Here is a 14,969-nt window from a genome sequence, read left to right on the forward strand (position 1 = left end):
TTAACGAAGCCCCGGATGGTAGCTATGCGCGGCAGCAATAAGGGGGCTCGTCCGAAAAATGGATATTCAAGGTTATCTCGCTGAAATTCGGGCGCTTTACGCCAGCGGGCGTTCTACCGAGCACAGTTTCCGCCCCGCCCTGGCTAAATTGTTCGGCTCCATCGATCCCGCGCTGACCGTTATCAATGAGCCCAAGCATCTTACCGATGTTGGCGCGCCGGACTTCGTGTTCAACCGTGGAGATGTTGCCATCGGCTGGTGCGAGGCCAAGGACATCGGCAAGGACGTGCGAAAATTCGCTGTCACCGACTACAGCAAGGCCCAGAAGGAACGTTACAAGAAGGGCCTGCCCAACCTGATCTACACCAACGGCCTAGACTTTGAATTCATCCGCGACGGCGAGTTGGTAGATTTCATCACCGTGGCCGACCTTATTCCGACGCTGCCTGCGCGAGTCGAAAACTTCCCCACGCTCGAAAGCCGGCTGCGTGACTTCGTACAAGTTACCCCGCTTAGCATCACTTCGTCGGCTAAGCTGGCCGCGATGATGGCTGGCAAGGCGGCGATCATCAAGGACATCATGGGACGCGCCCTTGTGGCAGACATGAAAGCCAAGGACGCTACCGCCACGACAACTGACCTGATCGGTCAGTATGAGGCGTTCAAGACCAGCCTGATCCACGACATAACCGTGGAAGACTTTGCCGACGTCTACGCCGAAACCATCTCCTATGGCCTGTTCGCCGCGCGGCTGCATGATGAAAGGCCGGACACGTTCACTCGTACCGAGGCGCTGGACCTATTGCCAAAGACCAACCCCTTCCTGCGCGAACTGTTCATCTACATCGCTGGCCCCAATTTAGATGAGCGCCTACGCCGCGTGATCGACGAGCTGTGTCATGTGTTTTGCGCCACAAATATGGAACGGGTGCTGCGCAATTTTGGCAAGATCACCGCGCGGCAGGACCCGTTCCTGCATTTCTATGAGAACTTTCTAGCCGAATATAATCCAGCGAAGCGCAAGGCGCGCGGCGTGTGGTATACGCCCGAACCTGTCGTGAATTTTATCGTGCGCGCCGTGGACGAAGTGCTGAAAACCGAATTTGGGCTGGCCGATGGCTTGGCTGATACGTCGAAAATTACGATTGATTGGGACACCGGCCAGAACAACCCGAAAACGGGGAAAGCCGCCACCATTAAAAAGGAAGTCCATCGCGTCCAGATTCTTGACCCAGCGACGGGCACCGGCACCTTCCTTGCCGAGGTAGTTAAGCTGGTGTCTGAGCGCATCAAGGGCGTCGCGCCGGGGCAGTTGTCTGCTTATATCGAGCGCGATTTAATCCCGCGTCTGCATGGGTTCGAATTGCTGATGGCCTCCTACGCCATGTGCCACATGAAGCTGGACATGATCCTGACGCGACTAGGCTACAAACCGTCGGCCAACCCGCCCCGCCTTGGGGTTTACCTCACCAACTCTCTGGAAGGTGGGGAGCGCGTATTGCAGACCTTCGATTTCGGCATTCAGCGCGCCATCGCCGAAGAGTCCAAGCAGGCCAACAACATCAAACGCCAAACCCCGATCATGTGCGTGATCGGCAATCCGCCGTATTCCGGCATTAGTCAGAACAACGACAAATGGATCACCGATAAAATCGAGGATTACAAATATGTTGATGGCGTTCACTTCGGCGAACGCAAACACTGGTTGCAAGATGATTATGTAAAGTTTCTCCGCTTAGCGGAACATATGATCGCGCAGAATGGCGAAGGCGTGCTGGGATTCATCACCAATCACGGCTATCTGGATAACCCTACCTTTCGCGGTATGCGCTGGCACCTAATGCGGACATTTGATCGCATTCATATCCTAGACCTGCATGGCAATTCTAACAAAAAGGAAATCAGCCCCGACGGCTCGCCAGACAAGAACGTCTTCGACATTATGCAGGGCGTTGCAATCATCATTGCCGTAAAACATCGGCACAAGAGCAAGGCACTGAAGGCGCTCGCGGAGGTGCGTCATGGCGAGCTATGGGGCACCCGTGAGCGCAAATATGCCCAGCTTTGGGATGGCACTACCGCTAGCCTAGCCCCAACGGCGCTGCCACACAAAGCCCCTATCCATCCTTTCGTGCTGCGCGATTATGACGTGGAGGAGGAATACTCCAAGGGCATCTCGATCACCGAACTGATGCCTGCTAACGTCGCAGGCATCGTTACAGCGCGCGATGGACTGGTCATCGCCATGAATACGCAGGAACTAACCGAGCGTATTGCTGCGTTTGCCGATTTATCCGCCTCCGATGCCGAAATTCGCGAGCGGTTTTTTGGTCGCAAAGCCGGTGGCAAATATCCACCAGGCGACTCAAGAGGATGGAAGTTGCCAGCCGCGCGCAAGGCGCTCCAGTCAACAAATTGGCGTAATGACGTTCAGTCGATTGCTTACCGACCTTTTGACACACGAGCGATATTATCACGTCCTGACATGGTCGATTGGGGCCGCGTCGAGTTTATGCAGAATTTGCAATCTCGACCAAACCTATCCGCTTCATTCACGCGCACGATCGAAGGCGGCCGTAATTTCGCAGATTTCCTCGTTCACGACCTACCGATTACTCATCATACGCTGAGCATTAAGGAAGTGAACTATTTAGCCCCACTCTATCTCTACCCAAGGAAGGGCACTCTTGACCAGAGTATCCGCATAAACTTCGATGCCAAGCTGTTCGCCCAAATCCGCAAGGCGGCTAGCCTCAATAGCCAACTGATTGCGCCTGATGGCACGGACGCTTTCCGTCATGCCATCGGCGATGCCCGTCCCGATGAGGTCAAGGTGTTCGATTACATCTATGGCATTTTGCACAGCCCCGCTTATCGCGAAACCTATGCTGAGTTCCTGAAAATCGACTTCCCCCGCGTTCCCCTTCCGGCGAGCCCGAAATCCTTCCACGCGGTTAGCGAACAGGGCGAAGCGCTGCGCCGCCTGCACCTGATGGAGGCTGAAGCCGTCGGCGCAACGCCCTATCCGTTCCACGGGCCAGACGACGGCAGCGGAGACAGCGTGGTGGACAAACCGCGCTATGAGAACGGGCAAGTCTGGATCAATGCAGACCAGTATTTTGACGGCGTGCCGTCAATTGCATGGGAATTTCACATCGGCGGCTATCAGCCCGCGCAAAAGTGGCTGAAAGACCGCAAGGGACGTGCCCTGACCTATGACGACATCCGCCATTATCAGCGCATCATCAAAATCCTAATTGAAACCGATCGGATTATGCACACCATCGAATTGCTCCATTTGAGTTCTTAGCCGCTCCGCAGCCAAGACATTGCAAACAGCCTTCGATCCGGCAATCGACGATGACCCCCTGCAAGGCTTCAGTGTGATTCATCGCCGAAAGCCGTCGTTCAGGTAGCGGACGGGAACAGCGGCTTAATCTCTAGTATTCGCCTCGCAGCGCCACCGCAGTCTGATGGCGCAGTGATGAATGAACGTCGGAAGTCGGGAGGGCAAAAAGGCGGCGGGAGAAACGCTTTTTGTGTTGTCGTGGTGGTCGTTGCGATTGCTCTCCAATCTAACGAAACCCGATCGACCCTGACATCCCGGAAATAACGTGTTTTAAACCGGCGTCAGCGACCGATCCGACTCCAAAACGCTGGGTCCTACCAATCACGATCAATCCGCGCTCTAATCCGTTCTCTTGAACGGCCTTCGTAAACCGGAGCCTGGACAATCAAAAATCTCCAAAAGGAATTAGCTCTAGAGATTCGAATAACACCTTCAATCTTGATTATACTTGAATAATATGACATTAACTGTTCTATAGATCCAGCTTATATCTGTCAGATTAGTTTAAAACCGGCTGACGTTCTAGAAAATACCGATCTACCAAAACCGACTTCGTCGGATGACTGCGTCATCGATATTATAATGATATTTTAGAGATATTATTAGATATCTAATCTAAAGGTTTGTAGATGTGTTTTAGACACGCTTATTAATCAAGGTCCGAAAGCGTTTTCGAACCAAGAGGTGTAGGTCAACGAGGGCAAGGGTCTCGAAGGGGTGTATACCCGTCAGTCGGGATTGTGGTAATTCGGCCAATCTACAGCATCGCTGTAGTTAGGCTTGTCACGAAACTTGCTGATGTAGTTGATCCATCCGATATCGGCCTGAGGCTGGATGTCGATTTGATCGTGGCCCCATTGGGTACGAAGCCATGTGTCCCGAACGAGGTTCGAGAAGTCGGAGAGTAGATCGGCCCGAGGGCAGTCGATCATAACGTGATAGTGAAGCCGCTTGCCATTCCCACCCTCGATAACGGGGATGAGGGGAAGCCGCTTGCCGAAGCGGTCCGCTGGCTTGCCGAGAAGCTTTCGGCTTAGAACACTGTGGAAGTGACCGAGATTCTGGGAGGCCTTGCCTTCATCCAGATAGGCCATCGTCGAACGACACCCATTCGCAACCGGCATCCCCTGCTTCATCGTCAGCGTCACAGCATGAGGTGCATGCCAGTGATCGATCCGAGCAAACTCTCGGAACGCTGCTTGATGGGAAAGGGTTTGGGTTCGGTTCATGGTCCTCTGGCGTTGGTTGGGTAAAGTGAAAGTAGGGTTTGGTTATTTATACGGATGCCGAGGCGTTTTGTGACGTCCCGGCAACTATATTTCACTGCTTGCTAAGGTGTACTCGTCCAATGATGAGGTCATACCCACATGCATTGTCCGACAAGGGAAGCGGCTTTCCGTCGTAAGACACTTCGCTCGTGACGGGCCATCCATCATATTCGGTAAACGAAATGCTGATGAGATCTGGATCGAAAGGCTTGTTGGTATGAATAAGATACTCATGATAACCCTGGCCATCTGAACTCACTTGAAGCTCCCCGAAGCTAGCTTCGTTATCGTTGCACGGCTCAAACCAGCCTCCACCGGTCGACAGGCCAACTGACTTTAATGCCAAACCGTCGTTATATCCGTCCTTAACTCGTTCGGTGATGTCGGCAATCAGCTTACCCTGGCCATCGACGACAGTTACTTCGAAGCCACTTTGCAGTCGAATCCCAAAATCATGGAACAGGTCATCGGTCAAACCGAAGTCTGGCAATTCATATTTCTTGTCGAGATCGGCCCATACATCCTGATGGACATACTCACCCGAGCCCCAATGCACCATGCTCAGAGCAAAACTACCTCTCATGGCCCAGTGCTTAGCCATATCGAGGCCAATCGTACCACGAGTCATTTCCAACGACGTTCCTAGGACACGTACGAAGTACGATTTTGGACGTGTGGACATGTATAGAATATTATTTTTTTTGATATGAGTATTGTAGTCGGTCATATTATTCCTTGTGTTAAGTTGTGTTATTGAGTTTCCTCTTCGTCTTTATGCCAAAACTATACTTAAAAAGCAAGAAAATAGGACTAAAAGGGATTGACACGGCTAAGATTTAAGCAAGCAATATCAATGGCTTGGCAAGACCACGAAGAATATATTCGTATGCTGGAAATGCGTCCCTAAAGACACGCTTTTAGACCCCTGTACCGGTCTGTCAGAGCCTGTTGGGTGACCGGTGAGGACGACGCTACAGCAGCCAATCGAGCCACTACGAACGCAAAAAGGCCGTCCGTGAGGACAGCCTGTTTACACCTGATTTTGAAGGTGGTGCCGCTTACAGGACTCGAACCTGTGACCCCCGCATTACGAATGCGATGCTCTACCAGCTGAGCTAAAGCGGCCCGACGACGGATATCTCCGGTCGAGGGAGCGGCGCTTAACAGCGGAATTTTGCCGTGACAAGCGCTAACCCGCATTTACGTGCCGTTTACCAAGCAGCGTGCACAAGCAGCCGTAAGTGAACGGGGAAGTTTTCGGTATGGGCATGCGACGCGAGCCGGACGGCGAATACGGCGAGATCGACGAGACCGAGGCGGGGCTTCCCGGCGGGGCGACCGACGCGGGCGTCAACGACGTGATGTTCGATCTGGGCGGGGACGAACGCCGGATGCATGTCCGCGCCTATAACCACTGGGTGTCGCTGCTCAGGGGACGCCCCTATCCGACGATCGCGGACCTCGATCCCGGCTCGATCGCCGATTTCGGCCCGCATAGCGTGCTGCTCGACTTCCGCACCGATCCGGGCACGGGCGCGGATCGGGATGCCGCGGCGGTTGTGACGATCGACGATCCGCGAATCGCCTATCTCGGCGCCAAGCTGCGCGAGGAATGCGGGCTGGTCGGGCCGATCACGTCGATCGCCGACGTGCCCAGCCGGTCGCTGCTGTCGCGGCTGACCGACCATTATCTGCAGATCATCGCGAATCGCGCGCCGATCGGGTTCGAGGCCGAATTCGTCAACAGCCGCGGGCGCACGACGCTGTACCGCGGCATCCTCATGCCGTTCTCGTCGAGCGACGAGGGCATCGATTTCCTGTATGGCGTGATCAACTGGAAGGAACTCGCCGACGACCGGATGCAGGCGACGCTCGCCGCCGAGCTCGAGGCGGCGGTTCGCGCCGCGCCGGTGCCCGCGTCCGGGCTCACCGCCTATGCCCGCCACGCGCCGATGATGCCGGGGCTCGGCGCATCGCTGGCCTCGACCGGGCACGCGCCCGCCACCTCGCCGGGCGTGCCGATCTGGGCCGACGGGCCGAGCGCCGAATTCGCCGACCCCATAGCGGCGACCGGCCCGACCGATGGCCCGGCACCCGACACGCTCGCGCATGTCGTGCTCCGCACCGACGCGGAGCCCGGCGCCATCGTTCTGCTCGTCGCCCGCGCGGGGGTGGATGGCGGGCTCGACATCATCGGCACGATCACCGACGACGCGGTCCTCATCGAGCAGGCGATGGCCGCGATTAGGTAGCCGAAAACCGTGTTCGCGCCGCGCCGACGCGCCTCCGAATGCTGCACCGCAACAGCGGTGTTCGCACCTGCCACAAGCCTTGAGGTCGTATCCTACCCGGCGCATAGGCGCGGTCATGGCTGATCTTTCCACGACGCTGACCGACGCGCTCGCCGCCCGGTTGACCGAACGCGCGCTTCCGGGCGAACTCAAGGACTTCGGCACGACGGAGGCGGCGCACGCCGCGGCTTTCGTCGTCGCCACGGCGCTTCGGCGCGACGATGGCGCGCCCGCCATCGCGCTCGAACCGATCAGCGCCGACGACACGCGCCGCCGCATGCGGCTGGCGATCGTCAACGACGACATGCCGTTCCTAGTCGATTCGATTTCCGCCGCGATCGCCGCGCAGGACATCGCGATCGATCGCATCATCCATCCGGTCGTTCACACGACGCGCAGCCCCGACGGCGTGCTCCAGGCGATCGGCGACACCGGCCCCGCCGAATCGATGATCTATCTCGAGATGGAGCGCGCCGACGCGCGCGATCGGCGCGGGCTGATCGAGGAACTGACCGGCGTGCTTGCCGATGTGCGCGCGGCGGTGAAGGACTGGCGCGCGATGCAGGGCGCGATGGCGACCGATATCGCGCTGCTTCACAGCGACGGTCCCGATGCGGAAGGCGCGGCGCTGCTGCGCTGGTTCCTCGACGGGCACCTGACGCTGCTCGGGCATCAGGTCTGGTACCGCGACGGCAGCGGCGGCGCCTCGCTTGGCATCGCGCGCAATCCGCATGCCGTGCCGATCCTGGCGGAGGCCTCGCGAGCGCTCGCGATCCAGTGGTTCGAGGCGGGCAATCTCGCCCCGCTGCTGCTGAAGTCGAACCTGATCTCGACCGTCCACCGCGCCGTCCCGCTCGATCTGATCGTCGTGCCGGTGATCGAGGGCGAGACGATCGCGGGACTGTCGATCTACAGCGGTCTGTGGACCAGCGCGGCGCTGACGACGATGCCGCGCGACGTGCCGATCCTGCGCACGCGGCTCGCCGCGATGAAGGCGAAATTCGGCTTCGATCCGCGCGGCCATGCGGGCAAGGCGCTGACCCACGCATTCACCGCCCTGCCCCATGATCTGGTGATCGCGTTCGCGCCCGACGCGCTCGAGGAACTCGCGCTGACCGCGATGAGCCTGGCCGACCGGCCGCGTCCCGCGCTGGTGCTGGTCGCATCGCCGCTCGGCCGCCATCTGTTCGGCTTCGTCTGGCTGCCGCGCGACGACGTCACGACCGGCCGCCGCACCGCGATCGGCGAGATGCTCGCCGAGGCCGCGAATGCCACCGTGCTGAACTGGTCGATCGCGCTCGAGGACGGCGAGACCGCGATGCTGCGCTACACGCTCGACCTGCGCGGCGAAGGCCGCGTGCCCGACGTCGCGCCGCTCGCGCTCAGGCTGCAGCGGATGGTCCGCGGCTGGGTGTCCGACGTCGAGGCCGCGCTGGTCGAGACCTTGCCGTCGCCGCGCGCCGCGCGCCTCGCGCTGCGCTGGGCCGCCGCCTTCCCGCAAAACTATCGCAACCTCAGCAGCCCGGCCGAAGCCGCCGAGGACATCCAGCGGCTTGCCGCGCTCGACGGGCCGGGCTCGCGCGGGGTGCGCCTGATCTCCAGCGCGCCCGGCGAAGACCGCCAGCTCAAGATCTACAAGCTGGGCGGCGCGCTGCCGCTGTCCGATGCCGTGCCGGTGCTCGAGAATTTCGGTTTCCGCGTGATCGGCGAATTGCCGACCCGGCTGCAGGAGGACAGCGATCCCTTCGTGCACGACTTCGTGCTCGAGGCGAACGATGCGGTCGCGCAGGCCGATGCCGCGACGCTCGAGCGCGCGATCGCCGCGGTGCTCGAAGGCGCGGCCGAGAACGACGCGTTCAACCGGCTGATCGTCGAAGTGGGCATGAGCCCCCAGGCGGTCGTGCTGTTCCGCGCCTGGTTCCGCTATCTGCGCCAGGCGGGGCTGCCCTACGGCCTGACGACGGTGGTCGACGCGCTGCGCCGCGCGCCCAGGGTCGCGACCGCGCTGATCGCGCGCTTCGCCGCCGCGCATGATCCGGCCGATGCCGGGCATCCCGCCGATGCCGACGCGACGATCGAGGCGGGGCTCGACGCGGTGACCGCGATCGACGACGACCGCATCCTGCGCGCCTATCACAGCCTGGTCGGCGCGACGCTGCGCACCAACGCCTTCACGCCCGCCGCGGCCGAGGCGCTCGCGTTCAAGCTCGACAGCCACCTGATCCCCGGCCTCCCCGCGCCCGTGCCGTGGCGCGAGATCTGGGTATACAGCCCGCGGATCGAGGGTATTCATCTGCGCGCCGGCCCGGTTGCGCGCGGCGGCCTGCGCTGGTCCGACCGCCGCGACGATTTCCGCACCGAGATTCTCGGGCTGATGAAGGCGCAGCGCGTCAAGAACGCGGTGATCGTGCCGACCGGCGCGAAGGGCGGCTTCTATCCCAAACAGCTTCCCGCCCCGTCGAACCGCGACGCGTGGCTGGCGGAAGGGACCGAGAGCTACCGGATCTTCATCCGCACGCTGCTGTCGATCACCGACAACATCGTCGAGGGCAAGGTCGTCCATCCGGCCGGCGTCGCGATCCTTGACGGCGAGGATCCCTATTTCGTCGTCGCCGCGGACAAGGGCACCGCGACGTTCAGCGACGTCGCAAACGCGCTCGCGCTCGACCGCGACTTCTGGCTGGGCGACGCGTTCGCGAGCGGCGGCTCGGTCGGCTATGATCACAAGGCGATGGGCATCACCGCCAAGGGCGCCTGGGTCTCGGTCCAGCGTCACTTCGCCGAGCGCGGCATCGACGTGCAGAGCGATCCGATCACCGTCGTCGGCTGCGGCGACATGTCGGGCGACGTGTTCGGCAACGGCATGCTGCTGTCGAAGTCGCTCAAGATCGTCGCGGCGTTCGACCATCGCCACATCTTCATCGATCCGAACCCCGATCCCGCCGCAAGCTGGGACGAGCGCGCGCGCATTTTCGCCCTCCCCCGGTCGAGCTGGGCGGACTACGACACCGCGCTGATCTCCGAAGGCGGCGGCGTCTATCCGCGCACCGCCAAGGTCATCCGTCTCTCGCCCGAGGCGCAAGCCGTGCTCGGTATCGCGGTCGACGAGATCGAGCCCGGCGCGCTGATCTCCGCGATCCTCAAGGCGCCCGCCGACCTGCTCTGGTTCGGCGGCATCGGCACCTATGTGAAGGCGGCATCGGAGAACAACGTCCAGGTCGGCGATCCCGCCAACGACCGGCTGCGTGTCAATGCCGAGGATCTGCGCGTCACCGCGATCGGCGAAGGTGCCAATCTCGGCGTCACGCAGGCCGCGCGCATCGCGTTTTCCGAGCGCGGCGGGCGGATCAACACCGACTTCATCGACAATTCGGCGGGCGTCGACTGCTCGGATAACGAGGTCAACATCAAGATCGCGCTCAACCGCGAGATGATCGAGGGGCGCCTGGGCTATGAGGACCGCAACGCGCTGCTCGCCAGCATGACCGACGACGTCGCGCATCTCGTGCTCGAGGACAACCGGCTCCAGACGCTCGCGCTGTCGATCGCCGAAGGCGCGGGCGCGCTGGCGGGACCCGGCGGTCTTGGCGGTGCGACCGGCGGCGGCGGCGGGCCGGGCTCGATGCCCAGCTATGTCCGCGTCATCGAGATCTTCGAGGGCAGCGGACGGCTCGATCGCGCGGTCGAGGGGCTGGCCGCCAATGACGACCTGCTTCGCCGCGGGCTCGACGGCCATGGCCTGACGCGTCCGGAACTCGCCGTGCTGCTCGCCACCGCGAAGCTCGCGCTGCAGGATTCGATCGAGCACGCCGGGCTCGGCGACGACCCCGCGCTGAAACCCGATCTTCACGCCGCCTTCCCGGCCGCGATGCGCGAGCATTTCGCGCAGGCGATCGACGACCACCGGCTGCGCGGCCAGATCGTCGCGACCAAGCTTGCCAACCGCATCGTCAACCGGCTCGGCGTGCTCCACCCGTTCGAGCTGGCCGAGGAGGAAGGCGCGGCGATGGGCGATATCGCGGCGATGTTCGTCGTCGCCGAACGGCTGTTCGACCTGCCCTCGCTCTGGGCGGACATCGAATCACGACCGATGCCCGAAGCCGCACGCATCGCGCTGTTCGACGAGGTGGCGGTCGCCACGCGCTCGCAGATCGCGGATCTGCTGCGCGTGTCCGCCCCCGGCACGATGCCGGGTGCCGTGCTCGCGCGGCTCGCCAAGGGGATCACGCATCTCGATGGCCAGACCAAGGCGCTGCTGCTCGAGGAGGCGAGCGCGCAGAGCGACCGCATCGCCGCGCAGCTCGAGACGGCAGGTGCCCCGCACGACCTCGCGATCAAGGTGGTCCGGCTGTTCGAGCTCGACGGTGCGGTCGGGCTCGCCGATCTCGGCGAGCGCCTCGCGCTCGACGAGGCGGTGCTGACCCGCGCCTTCACGCATCTGGGACAGGCGCTCGGGCTCGACTGGGCACAGGCGAATGCCGCGCGGATCACCCCGTCGGATCCGTGGGAACGCCTGCTCATCGCCGGACTTGCCCGCGATTTCCAGCAGTTGCGGCTGGAGTTCCTCGCGCGGTGCGGAGCCAGGGATCCGCAGGGCGCGGTCGACACATGGCTGGCGAGCAATGCCACCCGCGTCGCGCAGTTCAAGGCGGTGATCGACCGTGCGCGCCACGCCGCCGTCCCGAACGCCGCGATGCTCGCGCAGATCGCCAGCCAGGCGCGCGTCCTGCTCGGCCGATAGGCGCAAACCGAAGCCCTGCCCCGCCACATTACCGGCGGGGCGGGAACCCATCGCGCGTCCGGCGGTTCGATGATGTCTTCCCGACAATCGCGTACGTCGCGGTTGAGTATTCACCCGCGCTTGGCCTAGAGCTACCGGGAACACGAGGCCAGCATGACCGATATCCCCAATACCCAGCCCGACAGCCGCGAGACGACGATTCTCGACGCCCCCGACCGCATGGTGAAGGTGCGCGAGATGTTCGGGATCGATTCCGACATGGAGGTGCCCGCCTTCTCCGAGGCGGATGAGCGCGTCCCCGATCTCGACCCCGCCTATGTCTTCGACGCGGACACCACGCTCGCGGTCCTTGCGGGCTTTGCGCACAACCGTCGCGTGATGGTCCAGGGCTATCACGGCACCGGCAAGTCGACGCATATCGAACAGGTCGCGGCGCGCCTGAAATGGCCGTGCATCCGCATCAACCTCGATGCGCATATCAGCCGCATCGACCTGATCGGCCGCGACGCGATCGTCCTGAAGGACGGCCAGCAGATCACCGAGTTCCGCGAAGGCCTGCTCCCTTGGGCGCTGCAGACGCCGACCGCGCTCGTGTTCGACGAATATGACGCAGGCCGCCCGGACGTGATGTTCGTGATCCAGCGCGTTCTCGAGACCGAGGGCAAGCTGACGCTGCTCGACCAGAACCGCGTGATCCGCCCGAACCCCTGGTTCCGCCTGTTCGCGACCGCGAACACGGTCGGCCTCGGCGACACCAGCGGGCTGTATCACGGCACGCAGCAGATCAACCAGGGTCAGATGGACCGCTGGAACATCGTCGTCACGCTCAACTATCTGCCCGCCAAGGTCGAGGCGCAGATCGTGCTCGCCAAGTCGGGCGAATATGACAAGCCCGACGGCAAGAAGGTCGTCGAGAACATGGTTCGCGTCGCCGACATGACCCGCAAGGGCTTCGTCAACGGCGACATCTCGACCGTGATGAGCCCGCGTACCGTCATAACCTGGGCGCAGAACGCGCTGATCTTCGGCGACGTCGGCTTTGCGTTCCGCCTGTCGTTCCTCAACAAGTGCGACGAGGCAGAACGGTCGCTGGTCGCGGAATATTACCAGCGCGTGTTCGGCAAGGATCTGCCCGAGAGCGTGATGGGCAAGGCCTGAGGCCTTGGCGAACGAAACGCCCCTCGACCGGTTCAAGGCGGTTCTCGCCGGCACCGCGCGTGCGATCGCGGAGGAGCCCGAGGTCGAGCTCGCCTTCACCGCGGACGCGCCGGCGCAGTCGGGCAAGCACATCAAGGTGCCGATGCCCGCGCGCGCGCTGCCCCCCGAACAGGTCGCGGAAGCGCGCGGGTTCGCTGACGGCTTCGCGCTTCAGCTGAAGCATCACGACATCGCGCTGCATAACCGTGCCGCGCCGGTCGAGGCGGTCGCGCGTGCGGTGTTCGATGCGGTCGAGACCGCACGTGTCGAGGCGCTGGGGTCGCGCGGCTATGCCGGGATCAGTGACAATCTCGCCATGGCGCTCGACGTCCGGCTGCGCGCCGACCCGATCACGCGCGCGCGCAACCGCGACGAGGTGCCGCTGTCGACCGCGCTCGGGTTGATGGTGCGCGAGCGGCTGACCGGGCAGGGATCGCCCGCGGTCGCCGCCCCCGGCCTCGCGCTGGTGCGGGAGTGGATCGAGCAGAAGACCGATCTCGACGCGCTGGCTTACGCGATCGACGACCAGAAGACGTTCCAGGGCCTGGCGCGCAAGATGCTCGCCGAGCTCGAGCTCGTCCAGGCGGACCAGGTCCCCGAGGAGAGCGAAGAGGGCGGCTCCGAGGACGAGGGCACCGACGAGCAGCAGCAGGACGAGGGCGACGAAGGCGACGACCAGGGCGAGGACGGCCAGGGCGAAGTCGAGGCGCGCGGCGAACAGTCCGAGCAGCAGAACGAGGAAAGCGACGGCCAGGAGCAGAGCGACGAGTCGATGGACGACATCGACGGCGAGCCCGGCGATGACGGCGAGGAGGGCATGCAGCCCGTCCGCCCCAACCGCCCGATGGCGGACATGGGCACCGCGTTCGACTACAAGCCCTGGACGACGCAATTCGACGAGGTGATCGCCGCGACCGAGCTGTGCGATGCCGAGGAACTGGCACGACTGCGCGGCTATCTCGACCAGCAGCTCGTCCATCTGCAATCTGCGGTCTCGAAGCTCGCCAACCGCCTGCAGCGCCGGCTGATGGCGCAGCAGTCGCGCTCGTGGGATTTCGATCAGGAGGAGGGTATCCTCGACGCGGCGCGGCTCGCCCGCGTGATCGTCAACCCGACGCTGTCGCTCAGCTACAAGGCCGAGCGCGAGACCGATTTCCGCGACACCGTCGTCACTTTGCTGATCGACAATTCGGGGTCGATGCGCGGGCGTCCGATCTCGATCGCGGCGATTAGCGCGGACATCCTTGCGCGCACGCTCGAACGGTGCGGTGTGAAGACCGAGATCCTCGGCTTCACCACGCGCGCGTGGAAGGGTGGCCAGTCGCGCGAGACCTGGCTCGCGGCTGGTCGTCCGCCCCAGCCCGGCCGTCTCAACGACATCCGCCACATCGTCTACAAGCGCGCCGACGAGCCATGGCGGCGTGCACGCAACTCGCTCGGGCTGATGATGCGCGAGGGGTTGCTGAAGGAGAATATCGACGGCGAGGCGCTGATGTGGGCGCATGCCCGGCTCGTCGCGCGGCCTGAGGAACGCCGCATCCTGATGGTGATCAGCGACGGTGCGCCGGTCGATGATTCGACGCTCAGCGTGAATTCGGGGTCCTATCTCGAACGCCATCTGCGTCAGGTGATCGGCTGGATCGAGACCAGGTCGCCGGTCGAGCTCGTCGCGATCGGCATCGGCCACGACGTGACGCGCTATTATGCGCGCGCGGTGACGATCATGGACGTCGAACAGCTCGGCGGGACGATCATCGAACAGCTCGCATCGCTCTTCGACACCGAGTGACGGCCATTCGGCCACCACGCGCGTGATCGCCCCCCCGCGCGGCGGGTTTGCAGGCCCCGTGAAGCGGTCGATCACGATCGCGGGTCACCAGACGTCGATCAGCCTCGAACCGATCTTCTGGCAGGCGCTCGAGCGCGAGGCGGTCCGGCTCGACCTGCCCTTGTCGGCACTGGTCGCCGAGATCGACGCGCTGCGCATCGTCGCGGACGTGCCCCCGAACCTTGCCAGTGCCTTGCGCAGCTGGTTGTTCGACGAGTCGACTTGAGAACCACTCGCATTAGCATTGACAGTGCGAACGACTCTCAATAGCGATACTCCAAGAGCAAAAGGGGTT

The 14,969-nt window shown here is 62.5% G+C and carries 7 protein-coding genes, 1 tRNA gene and 1 pseudogene; 6 read left to right on the forward strand and 3 right to left on the reverse strand.

Going from position 1 to position 14,969, the window contains the following annotated elements; genetic code table 11:
- Positions 1–58 precede the first annotated feature (58 nt).
- A complete protein-coding gene (locus FHY04_RS13025) occupies positions 59–3,310 on the forward strand; it encodes a type ISP restriction/modification enzyme (RefSeq protein ID WP_183936750.1) in 3,252 nt (1,083 codons plus the stop codon).
- A gap of 767 nt (positions 3,311–4,077) precedes the next feature.
- Here the strand turns inward: FHY04_RS13025 and FHY04_RS13030 are convergent.
- The 3 genes from FHY04_RS13030 to FHY04_RS13040 form a co-directional block, all read right to left on the reverse strand.
- Positions 4,078–4,497 (reverse strand): hypothetical protein, encoded by a 420-nt coding sequence (locus tag FHY04_RS13030; protein ID WP_221211786.1) that lies wholly within the window; start codon positions 4,495–4,497, stop codon positions 4,078–4,080.
- A gap of 172 nt (positions 4,498–4,669) precedes the next feature.
- Positions 4,670–5,344 (reverse strand): hypothetical protein, encoded by a 675-nt coding sequence (locus FHY04_RS13035; RefSeq protein WP_183936752.1) that lies wholly within the window; start codon positions 5,342–5,344, stop codon positions 4,670–4,672.
- A gap of 322 nt (positions 5,345–5,666) precedes the next feature.
- Positions 5,667–5,742 (reverse strand) — tRNA-Thr (locus FHY04_RS13040).
- A 143-nt stretch (positions 5,743–5,885) separates the two neighbouring features.
- Here FHY04_RS13040 and FHY04_RS13045 point away from each other — a divergent pair.
- The 5 genes and pseudogenes from FHY04_RS13045 to FHY04_RS13065 all read left to right on the forward strand — a co-directional run.
- Positions 5,886–6,692, forward strand: a pseudogene (locus tag FHY04_RS13045) (hypothetical protein); the annotation flags it as partial.
- A gap of 292 nt (positions 6,693–6,984) precedes the next feature.
- A complete protein-coding gene (locus tag FHY04_RS13050; protein WP_183936753.1) occupies positions 6,985–11,649 on the forward strand; it encodes an NAD-glutamate dehydrogenase domain-containing protein in 4,665 nt (1,554 codons plus the stop codon).
- A gap of 153 nt (positions 11,650–11,802) precedes the next feature.
- Positions 11,803–12,807, forward strand: coding sequence for a cobaltochelatase subunit CobS (gene cobS / locus FHY04_RS13055; protein WP_031393922.1), 1,005 nt, complete (start codon positions 11,803–11,805; stop codon positions 12,805–12,807).
- A gap of 4 nt (positions 12,808–12,811) precedes the next feature.
- Positions 12,812–14,635 carry a cobaltochelatase subunit CobT gene (gene cobT / locus FHY04_RS13060; protein WP_183936754.1) on the forward strand — a complete coding sequence of 608 codons (1,824 nt, stop codon included), beginning with the start codon at positions 12,812–12,814 and terminating at the stop codon, positions 14,633–14,635.
- A gap of 22 nt (positions 14,636–14,657) precedes the next feature.
- A complete protein-coding gene (locus FHY04_RS13065; RefSeq protein WP_183936755.1) occupies positions 14,658–14,900 on the forward strand; it encodes a ribbon-helix-helix domain-containing protein in 243 nt (80 codons plus the stop codon).
- Positions 14,901–14,969 lie beyond the last annotated feature (69 nt).

It is taken from the genome of Sphingomonas sp. BK481 (assembly GCF_014194875.1).
Lineage (GTDB): Bacteria > Pseudomonadota > Alphaproteobacteria > Sphingomonadales > Sphingomonadaceae > Sphingomonas > Sphingomonas aerolata.